General features: G+C 40.2%; 16 protein-coding genes. 5 read left to right on the forward strand and 11 right to left on the reverse strand.

Annotation, left to right across the window (positions count from 1 at the left end; translation table 11 throughout):
* Positions 1-52: 52 nt before the first annotated feature.
* On the reverse strand, positions 53-655 hold the full coding sequence (locus BN3326_RS11140) for a TetR/AcrR family transcriptional regulator (protein WP_069999302.1): 603 nt from the start codon (positions 653-655) through the stop codon (positions 53-55).
* A gap of 118 nt (positions 656-773) precedes the next feature.
* Here BN3326_RS11140 and BN3326_RS21730 point away from each other — a divergent pair, with 118 nt between their 5' ends.
* Positions 774-1,142: a polysaccharide deacetylase family protein gene (locus BN3326_RS21730; RefSeq protein WP_141722898.1), complete on the forward strand. Its 369-nt coding sequence runs from the start codon at positions 774-776 to the stop codon at positions 1,140-1,142.
* A 137-nt stretch (positions 1,143-1,279) separates the two neighbouring features.
* Here BN3326_RS21730 and BN3326_RS11145 read toward each other — a convergent pair whose 3' ends face one another.
* Positions 1,280-2,392, reverse strand: coding sequence for an aldo/keto reductase (locus tag BN3326_RS11145; protein WP_069999303.1), 1,113 nt, complete (start codon positions 2,390-2,392; stop codon positions 1,280-1,282).
* A gap of 202 nt (positions 2,393-2,594) precedes the next feature.
* A complete protein-coding gene (locus BN3326_RS11150) occupies positions 2,595-3,515 on the reverse strand; it encodes a prenyltransferase (protein WP_069999304.1) in 921 nt (306 codons plus the stop codon).
* Between the two features lie 228 nt (positions 3,516-3,743).
* Between BN3326_RS11150 and BN3326_RS11155 the strand changes: the two genes are divergently transcribed.
* The 3 genes from BN3326_RS11155 (at position 3,744) to BN3326_RS11165 (ending at position 6,246) form a co-directional block, all read left to right on the forward strand.
* Complete coding sequence (locus BN3326_RS11155; protein ID WP_069999305.1) at positions 3,744-4,754, forward strand: ABC transporter substrate-binding protein; 1,011 nt, start codon at positions 3,744-3,746, stop codon at positions 4,752-4,754.
* Positions 4,754-5,488, forward strand: a complete 735-nt coding sequence (locus BN3326_RS11160) for an ABC transporter ATP-binding protein (RefSeq protein ID WP_069999306.1) — start codon at positions 4,754-4,756, stop codon at positions 5,486-5,488. Before BN3326_RS11155 ends, BN3326_RS11160 begins: the two co-directional genes overlap by 1 nt.
* A 116-nt stretch (positions 5,489-5,604) precedes the next feature.
* On the forward strand, positions 5,605-6,246 hold the full coding sequence (locus BN3326_RS11165) for an ABC transporter permease (RefSeq protein ID WP_242875988.1): 642 nt from the start codon (positions 5,605-5,607) through the stop codon (positions 6,244-6,246).
* 18 nt (positions 6,247-6,264) lie between these two features.
* On the opposite strand, the gene BN3326_RS22000 is transcribed toward BN3326_RS11165, so the two are convergent.
* From BN3326_RS22000 to BN3326_RS11180, 3 genes are all read right to left on the reverse strand, one after another.
* A complete protein-coding gene (locus BN3326_RS22000; RefSeq protein ID WP_069999308.1) occupies positions 6,265-7,944 on the reverse strand; it encodes a methyl-accepting chemotaxis protein in 1,680 nt (559 codons plus the stop codon).
* Between the two features lie 319 nt (positions 7,945-8,263).
* On the reverse strand, positions 8,264-8,533 hold the full coding sequence (locus BN3326_RS11175; protein ID WP_069999309.1) for a hypothetical protein: 270 nt from the start codon (positions 8,531-8,533) through the stop codon (positions 8,264-8,266).
* A gap of 194 nt (positions 8,534-8,727) precedes the next feature.
* Positions 8,728-9,702, reverse strand: a complete 975-nt coding sequence (locus tag BN3326_RS11180) for an AEC family transporter (RefSeq protein ID WP_069999310.1) — start codon at positions 9,700-9,702, stop codon at positions 8,728-8,730.
* 150 nt (positions 9,703-9,852) lie between these two features.
* On the opposite strand from BN3326_RS11180, the gene BN3326_RS22230 reads away from it, so the two are divergent.
* A complete protein-coding gene (locus BN3326_RS22230) occupies positions 9,853-9,999 on the forward strand; it encodes a hypothetical protein (RefSeq protein ID WP_207646335.1) in 147 nt (48 codons plus the stop codon).
* On the opposite strand, the gene BN3326_RS11185 is transcribed toward BN3326_RS22230, so the two are convergent.
* The 5 genes from BN3326_RS11185 to BN3326_RS11205 are packed head-to-tail and all read right to left on the reverse strand — an operon-like array spanning position 9,989 to position 14,496.
* On the reverse strand, positions 9,989-10,948 hold the full coding sequence (locus tag BN3326_RS11185) for a D-2-hydroxyacid dehydrogenase (protein WP_069999311.1): 960 nt from the start codon (positions 10,946-10,948) through the stop codon (positions 9,989-9,991). The two genes, BN3326_RS22230 and BN3326_RS11185, sit on opposite strands and share 11 nt — an antisense overlap.
* An 18-nt stretch (positions 10,949-10,966) precedes the next feature.
* Positions 10,967-11,878, reverse strand: coding sequence for a sugar phosphate isomerase/epimerase family protein (locus BN3326_RS11190; RefSeq protein WP_069999312.1), 912 nt, complete (start codon positions 11,876-11,878; stop codon positions 10,967-10,969).
* Positions 11,879-11,895: 17 nt separating this feature from the next.
* On the reverse strand, positions 11,896-12,834 hold the full coding sequence (locus BN3326_RS11195) for a transketolase family protein (RefSeq protein WP_069999313.1): 939 nt from the start codon (positions 12,832-12,834) through the stop codon (positions 11,896-11,898).
* Positions 12,831-13,652 (reverse strand): transketolase, encoded by an 822-nt coding sequence (locus BN3326_RS11200; protein ID WP_069999314.1) that lies wholly within the window; start codon positions 13,650-13,652, stop codon positions 12,831-12,833. The genes BN3326_RS11195 and BN3326_RS11200 overlap by 4 nt, the downstream gene beginning before the upstream one ends.
* Before the next feature lie 16 nt (positions 13,653-13,668).
* Positions 13,669-14,496, reverse strand: coding sequence for a sugar phosphate isomerase/epimerase family protein (locus BN3326_RS11205; RefSeq protein WP_069999315.1), 828 nt, complete (start codon positions 14,494-14,496; stop codon positions 13,669-13,671).
* Between the last annotated feature and the right edge of the window lies 1 nt (position 14,497).

A 14,497-nucleotide genomic window follows, 5' to 3' on the forward strand; every position in this document is an offset into this window, starting at 1 on the left:
AATGGAAACTATTTTCCATTTATAAACTAAAAATTGAGCCTTCAATAATCATCTAGTTTTTACTTTTCAACACTTCATAAAAGCTATCCCAAAGAGCCATCCAATTATTTTTTGCATCTCCATTGCTATCCCCCATATAAATACTATGCAGCGCTAATCCATCTCCTGCAGTTATAAACATCTTAACTATATCTTCATCCTTCATAACTGTGGAGATTTCTCCATTAGCCCTTGCCTTCGAAACTACCGACTTCCAATTATTAAATTCAATTTCTTGAATATGAGATATTTTTTGTTTAAAATCAGGAAAAATTTTCGCTGCTTCAAAATAGAGTGAAAAATAATTCATCACTGAATTTCCATCTTCTGTAGAAATGAATTCAGGCAAAAAGTTATCTAAAAAAGTGTGTATATATTGTCTATAAAATTGCTGCAGCGAATCTTTGGTAAGATAATCATAATAGTCATCAACGGTGGATAAGGCATTTTCAATCACTTCTAAAAATAAAGCTTCTTTTGTTTTGAAATAATGAAAAAAAGCCCCCTGAGACATTCCAGTTTTCTCAACTATCTCTTTTATAGTAACTTCCTTAAAGCTCTTTTGCATAAAAAGCTTAAAGGCGATTTCTACTATACGTTCTCTTGTATCAGTCACCCTTTGGCACCTTCCTCCTAACATAGTGTTCACTCGGTTTTTTTATCATACTACTATTTATTAAAGGATTTGTCAACAATCTCTTTGTTTTTTTAATAATTAATACTTTACTTATTTTATGTTTAAGATCTTCTCTTATATTATTAATGATTATTTACTAAATAGCATTTTTAAAGAACTGTCCCTCAGTTTTAATACCCGCTTTACCAAACTTTCTAAAGAGGAGCTCGCCTATCAGATCTCTATCTCTCTAGGATTAATCGAAAAAAATCTAGGCAAGCGGGATGTGGTAGCCGCAGCTTATCCAGAGTTTAAGCACAATGCTTCTACAGTGGCCCTTTTATCTAAAATGGGCGTCCACCTTCAGATCACATATCTTGCAAAACGGGGGACGGTTCTCCAAAGTACCGGTATTAAACGCATCCATGTGTCAAATACCACGAGTGCCAGTGAGCTGATAAATACGCTGGAGCATATTACTAATTAGTAGTAAATAAAAGATGCAGCGCATATCATTACTGATAGGTACTGCATCTTTTATTTATAGGCTATTCATCCAATCACACTTGTAGTTCCTTCTGACATCTGCAATACTTCTTCGGCTGATATCAGTTTATTATCCGTTTAATATATCTTCTTACCTGCAAGTTTATAGTCTGCAATCTCTAGCTTCCGAGGTATATCAATACCGTATGGACATTTTGAGCTACACTTGCCGCACTGTGTACATTGATCTGCTTTAATAGTTAATGACTCATACTTTGCCATCGCCATATCGGTGTTACCAAACCAGAATCTTAGACGATCTCTCAGAGCAAACTCCGCTGCATCCCTTACCGTACCATCCCGCATCTGACGGTCATAATAGCCTTCATATTTGAATATTTCTGGAATAGGAATCCCCGCCTCACAAGGCATACACTTATCGCATTGCCTACATACATAGTTGCCAAGTTCTGGTGCATTTTTAAATAACGCCTCTTCCTCCTCTAAGGACATAGGCTGAAAGTGACGCACATAGTTTAAATCTTCTTCAAGCATTTCCCGAGTATTAATACCCGTAACCACAACTGACACCGGTCGGCTTATCGCATATCTGAATGCTGCTGGGGCTGAGCGCCAAAGCAGTCCATCTGCAATAGGTTTCATAAGGATAACAGCTGTTTCTTTTTGACTTGCAAGAGGAAGCAGTTCGTTTTCGATTTCTGGAAAGTTAAAACGGTCGTAATAGTTGATAGTCGTCATCACAGCATCAAAAGGATATTGCTGTAAAGCTGAGATAAGTACATCCGGCTGTCCGTGCATAGAAATACCTATATGACCGATCTTGCCCTGCTGTTTGGCCTTAAGCGCTGCCTCTAATGCGCCGTTTGGACTCAATATTTTATCTAGATCTTCTTTGGTCCCCACGGCGTGCATGATAAGTAGGTCAATATAATCGGTCTTTAAGTTTTTAAGACTTTGCTCTAAACTCGCCATACAGCCACTACTATCCCGGCTGCCCGTTTTTGTAGCTAAGATGCATTGCTTACGGTGCGCGGCCATAACGCGTCCAACCTTAAGCTCAGACTCACCATCGCCATAGCTTGCTGCCGTTTCAACATAGTTTCCCCCTGCATCTAGGTATGTATCCAGCAAATATTCGGCCTCGCTTGTTGGTATTTCAAGAAGATGAAAGCCTCCAAAGCCAAGCAGCGATGTCTTAAGTCCCGTCTTGCCAAAATCTCTGTATAACATAATCATTCCCCCATTTACTGATTTTTTTATACGCCGGCTGTACTTCATGCAAATCTTCAGCTATGCCTTCTCACGGAGTGGTATTTATAAAGCTAATCTTAGTATATGACTTAAAGTTTACGCTAAGTCAATACTAAAGTTTAAAAAGCCACCTATGATGATAACCATCACAGGCGGCTTTTTAACAAATTATCTCACCCCACTATCTAACAAGCAGTGTTAAAATAATAATTAAATTAAAAGTCCAATGCAAATTATTGGTATAAGGTATCCCAAGTCCTTCAAAATGGGTAACACACTTATGGGCTTTAAGGGCTATAGGTAAAGTCATAAAGACTAAAGCCGAAAGCCAAGGATAGATGCCGGTTAAAATATAAAGCGCCGTGAGTCCAAAGGCACCAAATACTAAAATGCGATATACTATTTTGCTCCACTGGCTGCCCATTCTTACGCTTAAAGTACCAAGGCTTAGTCTTTTGTCTCTCGTGAAATCTCTCATTTCATTACTGATCATAAGCGCTGGTATGAAAAGTGTGGGCGGAAGTCCTAGTAAAATAGGATACCATGAAAACGTGAGCGTAAAGGGAAAATACGCACCGTACAGCATCAATGGCCCCATAAGAAGAAATGAAATAGGCACACCTAAGCCATGTCTTTTATAAACAAATGGTTCTCCTGTATAGGCATAGGCCCCCACAACTCCGATTAATCCAATATAAAGCATCTGTATATTGGTCACATAAATAAGGTATAGCCCGATAAGCGCTGCCCCGCCAAAGCATGCCATTCCCCATAGAAATACAAAGACATCAAAATATGTCCTTTCGGCTCCTAAGAATGTCACCTTTCTCCCTGAGGGACGATAATACCTAAAAGAGCCTTCAAAATAGTCATTAATGAGATTGGCTCCGCCTTGGGCAAAAATACCAGCGATAGTTATGAGGATGATCTTTATGAGGTTCTCTGTATTTAATACCATCCCTTCCCGATAAGCTGCAATCATCCCCAAGGTAGTTGAGCCTATAGCAAGTGTCAGAGACCTTGGTCTAAAGGCGATCCAGAGGTCTTTGATGAGTTTTTGATAGTATTGTTTGTCTTTTATTAGACTTATTTTGATTGGCATATTTTAGTTCCTTTTTCTATGTTTAAATTGAGTATCTTAGCTTAATATTCTAATTTAGTATTTTAATTTCATACTATAAATTACTTCAATAGTAATGCTAAACCTTTGTAAAAATGGTAAAATGTTGTCTGACGGCATGAAATAATAATTATTTCTACATCATTATATAACATTCTTTACAAAAAGCAACTTTAACCACAATCTAAATCAATCAAGGAGAAAAGTAAAATGATTAAGTTTAAAAAAATATTAATACTTTCAGCAATGTTTAGTCTTATCTTTACTGCAGGCTGCGCCTCAGGGAGCACGCCAAGGAATGATGCAAATAATCCGGCAGCACTAACCGAGACAAAGAATGCCGCTTCTGATGAAATAGTTAACGAAGGAAACAGTGCGGCATCCAGCGAAGAGGCTACACTGCCTGCGTTAAAGATAGGCCTTATGCCTGCTGTGGATTCTGCGCCTATGTTTATCGCCGAAAAAGAAGGTTATTTTAAAGCACTAGGATTAGATGTTGAACTTATTGTTTTTAATAATGCTCAGGATAGACAAAGTGCCCTTCAGACTCATTCTATTGACGGGGCTATGACAGATTTTATTGCTGTCGTGACCAATGTAAATGGCGGTTTTGATCTTAAGGCTACTACAATGACTTCTGGCAAATTCCCTGTGCTTGTTAAAAAGGGCTTTGAGGATAAAAAGGATATCAAAGTAGGCATGATGGAAGTCAGCGTTTCTAATTTTCTGATCGATGAATGGTTAGGAGATAAATACAATATTGAAAAAGTATTTATTAATGAAATACCAGCAAGGCTTGAAATGATAGGAAGCGGCAATATAGATATGGGATTATTCCCAGAACCTATGGCTTCCATGGGCGCCCTTGGCGGTCTCGAAAAAGTAATCTATGAACCCGCAGATGGCTACTGCCCTGATGTCATGGCCTTTACTGGCAAAGCTCTAGAGGAAAAGGCTGAAGCTATTAGGTTATTCCACGAGGCTTATAACCAAGCTATAGATACAATCAATGAGGACGAAAACCAAGCCAAGGATATCCTTATAGAAAGACTTAAACTTAAAGAAGAAGTTAAAGAGATCATGCTACTTCCAAGTTATACCAAGGCTTCACTCCCTGATGCTGCCTATCTTCTAAAAATAATTGATTGGGTCGAAGAGGTGCTTGGCAAAGATATTACAATTACACCTGAAGATCTTGTTGAAGGGAAGTTTGTGGCGTAATGATTGCAATCAAAGACTTATGTTTTTCATACGGTACCGAGAAAGTACTTGATCGTATTGATTTAACAGTCCCTAAAAACACCACCTGCGCCGTTATAGGTCCGTCCGGCTGCGGCAAAACCACCCTGCTTTATACCCTGGCAGGGCTTCTTCATTTTGACCTGGGGACTGTTCTTATTAATGGAGAAAGGCCAGTAGGACGCCAGAAAGAAACCGGCGTTATTCTTCAAGACTATGGTCTTTTGCCTTGGAAAACGGTGTGGGCCAATGTAGCTCTTGGTTTAAAAGCAAGAGGCTTTAATAAGCTTGAAGTAAAGGATAAGGTTCATGCAATACTTGAAGAGCTTAACATTTTAGAACTTAAAAATAAATATCCTGCACAATTAAGCGGCGGGCAAAAACAAAGGGTTGCCATAGCTCGGGCTTTAGTCCTAAATCCCGATTTGCTGCTCTTAGACGAAGCCACCTCTGCTCTCGATGCGATGACTAAGGAGCATATTCAAAACCTTCTTTTAAAACTCTATAAAAAACACCCACTTACCATGGTATTTATCACCCATAGTATTGAAGAAGCGGTATTTTTGGGACAGCAAATTGTCATTATGGAAAAAGCGGGTATCAAAAAAGTGATTGCCAATCCTTACTTTGGGGATGAAACCATACGGTCCAAAATGGATTATTATAAGATATGCCTCGAAGTTCGAAAATACCTAGATGGAGGAAATGATCAATGAAGGCTTTTATCAAAACATCCAAGCTTAAAACATTATACGGCATGATTATGGTCGTTCTACTCTGGTATGTACTGCATCTAACCCTGAAGTCTAATGTGATCCCAAGCCCCTATGCGGTGTTTAAGCGGTTTATGGTTCTGCTGCCCAATACTTTATCGCTTCATCTTCTGGGCAGCCTTTTAAGAATTTTAACGGCAGTCACCCTGTCGCTTCTACTTGGTGTGCCGCTTGGTCTCTTAACAGGTACCAGCAAAAAAGCTGATGCTGTTATTTCGCCGATTATTTATATTTTATACCCGCTGCCTAAAATAGCTTTTCTGCCTATTTTTATGATTCTGTTTGGCATTGGGGACGCTTCTAAAATTATCCTGATTGTAACGATTATTATTTTTCAAATACTGCTTGCGGTACGGGATGGTGTAAAAGAAATACCTCAAGAACTTTTTTACTCCGTCTCATCTCTCGGGGTCTCTCCTTTAGGTATGTATCAGCATCTTATTTTGCCAGCAGTGGTTCCTAGGCTTATCTCCGGTCTTAGAATCAGTATCGGGATCAGTATTTCAGCCTTGTTTTTTGCCGAAAACTTTGCCACCACCTATGGCATCGGTTATTATATTATGAATGCCTGGACGATGGTGGACTATCTTGATATGTTCTGCGGCATACTTGCCCTTAGTCTGCTTGGCTTTTTTCTGCTGAGTACTCTGGATGCTCTTGAAAAAGGCCTATGCCCTTGGCTTTTTGCAAAAAGCGCATGACCCAGTTGCCTATCTATTTTATAGATCCTGTAACTTAAATGAGTGGGTAAGTCTATCTAGAGCCTTTGTCAGATCATTGAGCTGATTAGATGAATTATTAATCTGCTCCACATGATGAAACTGCTGCTGCATAGAGGCTGAAAGCTCCTGGGTCGATGCAGCTGACTGTTCAGATATGGCGGCTATTTCTTCCATTGCTTTTAACACCACTTCTTTACTCTGGTGTATGCCTTGGATAGTGGCTGTCAGTTCCTTGATTTTGACCACAATATCTCCTATAACAGTTTCTATCTCTTTAAACTCTCCCTCACTCTTAGTCGCAGCCTCATTGGTTTGGCTAATTAAGTGATTGGCATCATGAACGGATGCTTTCGTCTCAGTAATGTCTTGATGAATCTCTTGAATCATCTGTCTTATGTCTTCAGTATTCACTGATACATTAGCTGCAAGCTTTCTTATTTCTTCTGCAACAACTGCAAAACCTCTGCCAGCTTCTCCAGCTCTTGCAGCTTCTATGCTGGCGTTAAGCGCTAGTAGGTTGGTTTGGTCTGCAATACTTGCAATCGTATGTACAATCTGACTGATCTGTCCAGATCTTTGTTCGAGCAGATTGACCTTCTCCAGCATATGCGTCGAGCCTTTAGTCGTGCTGTCAATAGAACGCTGAAGCAGCGCCATCCCTTTTAAGCCCTGCTGGCTGCTATTTATGATCTTATCGCTATCTAACTGAACGTCATTTGAATGTTTTACAGCTGTGTCGATGGCATATCCAAGGTGACTTAAGTGGCTTACCCCTTCTTCTGTAATGCGTGCAAGCCCCGTAGCTCCGCCTGCCAGATCTTCTGAAGCTCTTACAACTTCTTCTAAGCCATCTTTTGTGTCATCTGCTACATAGCTGATAGCTGCCGTCTGCTCTTTAAGTACATCCGACTCCGACTGAATAGCCCGCACCACCCGCCTGAGCTGCTCACGCATATTAGACAACGCTCTTATCATCACGCCTATTTCGTCTTTTCTTTTTAAGAGCTTGTCTGTCTGCTGGTTGGGATGTCTAATCAGATCAAACTGCGCTGTTAGATCGAGATACCTCGTTAAGATCTGAAGAGGCTTATGTAATTGATGACCAAAGTAAACAGCTAGTATTACAGCTAAAAAGAGCCCTCCGATGATGGCTACGATGCCTGATCGCATATTACGATTTAGTTCTTGAAATATTTCTTTTTCTAGTACATTTCCCATCAAAATATAACCGCTTTTTAGTACATAATAGCTTGTTATTTTTTTAGATCCTTGATAAGTATAGATGACAGTATCCTGAGGCTTTGCCTTTACCGCTTCAAAGAGTACTTGAAGCTCCTGATTCTGATCCTGATCTTTTAGATTATCTTGTTCTTTAAAATCTGGATGTACCATCACATTAAAATCCTGATCGACGAGGCTCAGATAGCCTGTCTCATAAATAACCTCCTTGGCAATTTGTGCGTTGACATGCTGCTGCGCCGTAGCACCTGTTATCCCATCAATCTTATTAGCATAAGACTGGACGAGTAGCTGGAGATTTTCTTTGGCATAGTTTTCTATAACTAATTTACTTTGATAGGCACTAAATCCTCCCACGAGCAAGATAGAACTTAACGAACTTATAAGCATATAAAGTATAATCTTAAATCTTATACTACGAATAATAATACCTTTCAAACACTTTCCCTCCTTTAGCAGATTAATTATTATAAGATATAAACATCGGAAAATGATTATTACTATCAAAATTATAGTTTATAATATTGTACAAGTCAACGTATAATTCTGAATCTTTGGCGGAGCTATTTGGGGACAGTTATTCAATATTGGGGTTCTTCTTTTGGGGTTCTTCTTTTGGGGACTACTCTTTTGGGGACGGTTATTCAATTTTACGGTTAGATTAACTGCTACAAAACTGCTTGCAGGGAAATTTTATAGGCGTCATACAGAAACAGGGAGCACCTCAGATGAGATACTCCCTATTTCTGTCTTTATATTAATTATTCGCTACATTTTTAATAACCCTTATTTCTACATCTTGTTTTTGGATCTTAGAGCTTAGTTCATCAACTTTCGTTTCTAAAGTTGTAAGTTTTTCATAAGTTTGTTTATAGCCACCAAAGAGTGCCTTACCTTGAGTATCTATTTTATCTTCTAACTTTATAATATGGTTTTCAACATTATCCATTCTCTTTGCCATATGATCCATTTTTTGTGTCATATCAGAATACATTTTACTCATTAATTCAAAGATTTTATCTTCCATACTTTTACTCCTTATAGCCTTTTTGAACAAGCTAAATGATCACTTGCCACTCTCTATCAATTATATCATTATTCTAGCCCCAAAAAAATTAAGCTATGCAGATTTAATTCTTTTATGCTCTCGTCTCCCTTTATGTACCTTTGGGGACGTAGCTTTGGTAGCTTTGGGGACGGACATCCAATATTGTGGTTAAGTCATATGAGCCCCTGAATGACATTGAGTATCGGTACGACTACAAGGAGAAGTCCTGTACAAAACAGCCAAGCTGAATTGGCAAGGTCTACGTCAAGGTCATACAGCTGAGGCGGAATCAATGAATTAAAAGCCGGAGACATGGCTGATAATACAAGAACCACCTTTAAAACTAGACCATCTTGAATAGATCCAATTCCTAAAAAATAAGCCACGCTTGTTATGATTGCAGGTACCATCAAAAACTTAATGGAGGCCACCACAAAACATTCTGGTAAATATGTACTGATCGCTTTGAGTCTCATATTAAATCCAACAGATGTTACAAGGAGAAATGATGAGAGCGGAATAAGGATTTCGTTAATATGTTGATAAATAGCAAACCTTGGCACCCCGGATATATTTAAGCTTCCCCCGATTAATATACTCACAAAGTATATGAGTATAAACGGATCGGTAATCAACTTGATAAAGGCACTTCTTTTTACCCCGCTCTTCGGGTCCGTTCCATAGAGCTTTGCAATGGGATAGCCGATAAGGTAATAGGCTATTTCCTCTAAAAGTTTATACATTGCAACAAGCGCATAACTTACCTCACCGAAAAAGATATAACAAACTAATCCTCCGAAATTACCTATATTGGTAAAAGAACCGGATACTATCATAGATCCTGTCTGTCTTTTGGTGTGTTTTAAAAGCTTGGAAGCGATATAGCCTAGTATCCCTCCAACAACAAGCGCACCAAATCCCAAAACCGGCAGCGCCGCCAACTTGATGTTATTAAGATTGGTGCCCCAGAATGCACCTATTGTAATAATGGGATTAATACCCAGCAAAGCTGTTATTTGTATCATTCTTATATATTTACTGACCGGGACAGTCTCTTCTATTTTATATTTAAGCGTTAAAAACTTGATACTTTTTCCAAGAATAAGTGCAACTAATATAATTCCTGTCGGAATTAAAAACCTTATCAAACCGCCACCTCACTTTCCATCTATTTAAGCGCTTTTTATGCGCGTATTATACTATACTATCCCAATTAATACGAAAATTCAATATGATACTTTTGGTGATACTTTTGTACTTTTGCGGATCTATTTGGGGACAGTTATCCAATAGTGGGCTTGACCGTTTCCCTTGGGGACGGACATCCAATATTACCGACTGCTTCTCTTGGGGACGGTTATCCAACAGTGCCGGTAAGCGCTAAAAATGGAAGCCGGCATCTTCTGCTACGGGCTCCCATTTCTTTTAGCTATCTTATGGATTAACAATATTAACAGGCGCTCCGTCTAAAAATGCCTTTAAGTTATTCACCGCAATGTCCATTAGACGTGTCCTTGATTCTGTAGGTGCCCAGGCAATATGAGGAGTAATGATACAGTTTTTGGCATCTAAAAGAGGATTATTCGCTTTAATAGGCTCTGTAGATACCACATCTACGGCTGCTGCATATACTTTTCCAAGATTTAATGCATCTCTTAAATCTTCTTCTACAATAAGAGGTCCTCTAGAGGTATTGATAATAATGACTCCATCCTTCATTTTAGCAATAGTATGATGATTAATAATCCCCTTTGTACTTTCAAACAGCGGACAGTGTAAGCTGATGACATCCGATACACCCAGCAGTTCATCCAGTGTCGCGTATTTTAAAGTATCTGTTTCTAGTGCATGATTTGGATACTCATCATAAGCTACTATTTTCATCCCTAGAGCCTGGGCAATCTGTGCTGTTTGCTGTCCAATTCTTCCAAACCCTATGATCCCCATGGTTTTTCCTGCGAGTTCTATCAGTGGATGGTTCCAGAAGCACCAGTCAATATTATTGGTCCATGCGCCTTTTTTAACTTCCTCACTATGTTCTCCAACATGGTGGCAGATCTCAAGCAGTAAGGCAAAAACAAATTGCGCCACTGCCGTTGTGCCGTAGGTTGGAATATTCGCAACAAGAATGCCTAGTTCTTTGGCCGCTGCAGCATCTACTATATTATACCCCGTTGCCAGTACCCCAATGAATTTTAGGGCTGGCGCCTGACTTAGTGTTTCTTTTGTAAGTGGTACTTTATTGACAAAGACAATCTCCGCATCTTGCAGGCGTTCTAGAATTTTTTCTTCAGGAGTTCTATCATAGACCGTAAGCTCTCCGAGCCTCTCCAGTTCCTGCCAGCTTATATCCCCTGGATTTAAGGTATAGCCATCCAATACTACAATTTTCATATTCACAGTCTCCTTTTATTAAAGTTTTGCCCAAGCTTCGTTTAAGGTCCTTTTTGCATTAGCAATAACAAGTTCTGGGTCTTCATCTCCCCATGGTTTTACCTCAAAACTCACAATAGGAGGATTCTTCGTATTTAAAAAACCAATATCAAGGAGTACTCTTAGGAACTGCGTTAATTCCTCTACATCGTTTTCTCCCCCTGGAAATCCAAAGCGTGGATGCATATCTCCATAGGCCTCAAGGCTCGGATCCTTAATCACGGTATTACCCATATGGGCATGCACCAAATAATCCCGAATAGGCAGTATAGCCTCTTCACAAGTTTCATGGATCATCGGAATGTGACTTAGGTCTACCATAAGTCCAAAGTTATCATATTCTTTTGTGATATCTTCGGCAAATCTCTTAGCAAGAGGCGCAGGGCCTATTAAACTCTTCTTATCAATATCATAATCAAAAACTTCTAATATGATCTTCAGATCTCTTTTAGACTTGGCATAAGTACAGAGTTCTCTCGTTGAGCTAAGCAGTGCCTGATAGGAATCTTCTTTTGTCTCCTCTTGGTACTTGCCGCTTAGAAAAGCAAATCCCTTTGCCCCCATCTCATACGCTTCATCAATACCTTCTTTTAAAGAAGCAACGGCATTAATTCTTTCTGATTCATCTAAGTTATTGATATTCATGCCCGTAGTAAGCAGTCTTGGCTGTGCGCCATAGCCTACTGCCATATGGCTTGAGGTTAAGATTTTCTTAACTTCATCTCGAACCTTGGCATCTTTGATCCACGTTAACTCAATTGCTGTAAAGTACTCATCACAAGCAATTCTTTTTATCGTTTCAACGATAGGCCCTTCGCCTTTTATTGTAGACGGATATGCCATAAAGTGGATAAGCCCTACCTTCATATACTTATGCATTGATTCATTCATTGCCAGACCTCCTAGGTTTATTTTGTTTTTAATATACGTTTTGCTGCTTCTAGGATGTGCGGTGTTGTCAGTTTATATTTATCAAGCAGTGCACTGTACGCGCCGCTTTCACCAAAAGTGTCTTTAAGCCCTAATCTTTCAAGCTTGGTTGGGCATTTTTCTGCTAAGGTTTCTGCAACAGCACCTCCCAGACCTCCAATAATGGAATGTTCTTCTATACTTATTATAGCACCTGTTTTTCCCGCATAGGCCACTAATGTTTCATGATCAAAAGGTTTAATAGTCGGAAACTCAACAACTGCAGCACTAATGCCCTCTTTTTCAAGTGCCTCTGCGGCCTCTAGGGCAAACGCAAGCAGTGTCCCGCATACAGCAAGGGTTACATCGCTGCCATCACGCAGTACTCTTGCCTTACCTATTTCAAACGTCTCATCGCCTCCATGGTAGGAACCCACCAGGTCACGAGAAAGTCTCAAATAAACAGGTCCCTTATACTCTATCATGGCTTTTACCGCCCCTCGGGTTGTTTCAATATCCGAAGGCACAAGTACAGTCATATTAGGCATAGCCCGCATAATTGCCATATCCATTACTGACTGATGGCTGGCACCGTCTGCAAAATCTGAAAGTCCTGCATAGCCTCCGGCCAATTTGACATTGAGGTTGTTATACGCAATAAGGCTTCTTATAGGATCCCCAGCCCTTAGGGTAAGTAAAAATGCAAAGGTAGAAGTGACTGGGATGAGGCCCGAAGCTGCCATACCTGCTGCTGCACTGACCATATTCGCTTCTGCAATGCCAAAATTAAAAAATCTTTCTGGGTATTTTTGTCCATAAAGTTTAGTCTGTGTACTGCTGGATACGTCACAGTCTAAAACTGCAAGCTCCGGAAATGATTCGCCAAGTTCTACAAGTGTCTCTCCAAATACTAGTCTCATTGGTTTTGATGCACTCATACCAACACCTCCTTTAATTCCTTCATAGCCTGCGCATACTCATCGTCACTAATCGGTTTGCCGTGCCATGCTGACTGTCCTTCCATAAACGAAACGCCTTTTCCTTTTACGGTTTCAGCTATTATTGCAACAGGGCCTTTGTGATCAAGAGCGCTGTCAAATGCATCTGATAAAGACTCTATAGTGTGCCCATCACAGACTATTGTATAAAGTCCGAAGGCTTCAATCTTAGCCTTTAGATCTCCCATAGGCAGGACTTCATCTACTGTGCCGTCCAGCTGCACGCGGTTTCTATCAATGATCACGACTAAATTATCAAGCTGCCACTTAGAAATGCTCATCATCGCTTCCCAGTTCTGTCCTTCCTGAAGCTCTCCGTCTCCGCAGAGTACGTAGGTCTTGTAAGATCTATCCTGCAGTTTAGCCGTGAGTGCCATGCCTACGCCTACGGATATCCCCATTCCTAAAGAGCCTGTAGACATTTCTATGCCTGGCAGCTTAAACATACATGGATGCCCTTGAAGGCAGCTTTCTATTTCTCTAAGTGTCTGAAGATCTTCTGACTCAAAATAACCTTTTCTAGCCAAAGTGGCATATAAAGCCGGTGCCCCGTGGCCTTTACTAAGTATAAAACGGTCTCTGTCGGGCCAGTTTGGTTCGTTTGGTTTAACGTTCATTACTTTTTCATAAAGCACGGTTAATATTTCAGCACTGGAGAGACTTCCGCCAGAATGTCCGCTGCCAGCTTTATGTATCATGTTGATAATGGTTATACGAAGCTCCTGTGCTTGGCGCTGCAATTTTTCAAATGTTGACATGTTTATTCCCCTTTCATTATAGTTTGTTGTTATAGGCTTCAATTCTTGGCAGAATGAACTCTGCTGCCTGCCTTGCCGCTGTATCCGGATCCGGTTTAGCCAGTATTTCAATAGAAGCCCAGCCGTCAAACTTTGCTTCTTTTAGCCCCCTAAAGACATCATCAAAATCCAGATGTCCCTGCCCAGGAGCCAGTCTGTTAGAATCTGCAAAATGGATGTATTTTATCCTATCAGCATTACGAGTGAGGCTTGCACCGATATGATCATCCTCAATATTCATATGGAAAACATCTGGCATAAGCCCAATATTTTTGTGTTTGAGTTTAGCCGCAAGCTTTGCGCCTTCGTCTAAGTTATTAATAAAATTAATCTCGTAACGGTTAACCGGTTCTAAAATAATCGTAACGCCCTTTTTGTCTGCCCGCTCACAGATACGTTCTGCAGTATCGATGAAAATGCGCTCCGCCTCTTCATAGGTTTGCCCTTCTGCGATAAAACCTCTTGTGCGCCCTACGTTGATAATCTGCCCAAAGTCCTGTGACAGATCAATTAGACCATTAAACACCTCTATCGCCCGCTCGCGCATCACTTTGTCCGGATGTGTAAAATACAACCCCAGTGCTGCAAAAACCTGACCTGTACTGATACAGCTGACTTCCATCTTATACTGATTAAGCCAAGCACTCAGTTCGTGTGGATTAATATCATCTGCTGTTTTTAATGCAAGCTCCACACCGTGATAGCCAAGCTCAGAAGCTTTTCTAATCGATTCCTTAAAGCCGCGCCATACTACAAATGCTGAAGATGGTGCGTCTTCACTTGCGATTGCTACTGCTAATTTCATG

The organism is Cellulosilyticum sp. I15G10I2, assembly GCF_900095725.1.
Classification (GTDB): Bacteria; Bacillota; Clostridia; order Lachnospirales; family Cellulosilyticaceae; genus FMMP01.

What these genes read in the sequence shown, in the direction of transcription:
- BN3326_RS21730 (WP_141722898.1), top strand. Translation starts at nt 774, where the DNA reads ATGTTTAAGATCTTCTCTTATATTATTAATGATTATTTACTAAATAGC.
- BN3326_RS11145 (WP_069999303.1), bottom strand. Translation starts at nt 2,392, where the DNA reads ATGTTATACAGAGATTTTGGCAAGACGGGACTTAAGACATCGCTGCTT.
- BN3326_RS11150 (WP_069999304.1), bottom strand. Translation starts at nt 3,515, where the DNA reads ATGCCAATCAAAATAAGTCTAATAAAAGACAAACAATACTATCAAAAA.
- BN3326_RS11155 (WP_069999305.1), top strand. Translation starts at nt 3,744, where the DNA reads ATGATTAAGTTTAAAAAAATATTAATACTTTCAGCAATGTTTAGTCTT.
- BN3326_RS11160 (WP_069999306.1), top strand. Translation starts at nt 4,754, where the DNA reads ATGATTGCAATCAAAGACTTATGTTTTTCATACGGTACCGAGAAAGTA.
- BN3326_RS11175 (WP_069999309.1), bottom strand. Translation starts at nt 8,533, where the DNA reads ATGGAAGATAAAATCTTTGAATTAATGAGTAAAATGTATTCTGATATG.
- BN3326_RS11185 (WP_069999311.1), bottom strand. Translation starts at nt 10,948, where the DNA reads ATGAAAATTGTAGTATTGGATGGCTATACCTTAAATCCAGGGGATATA.
- BN3326_RS11190 (WP_069999312.1), bottom strand. Translation starts at nt 11,878, where the DNA reads ATGAATGAATCAATGCATAAGTATATGAAGGTAGGGCTTATCCACTTT.
- BN3326_RS11195 (WP_069999313.1), bottom strand. Translation starts at nt 12,834, where the DNA reads ATGAGTGCATCAAAACCAATGAGACTAGTATTTGGAGAGACACTTGTA.
- BN3326_RS11200 (WP_069999314.1), bottom strand. Translation starts at nt 13,652, where the DNA reads ATGTCAACATTTGAAAAATTGCAGCGCCAAGCACAGGAGCTTCGTATA.
- BN3326_RS11205 (WP_069999315.1), bottom strand. Translation starts at nt 14,496, where the DNA reads ATGAAATTAGCAGTAGCAATCGCAAGTGAAGACGCACCATCTTCAGCA.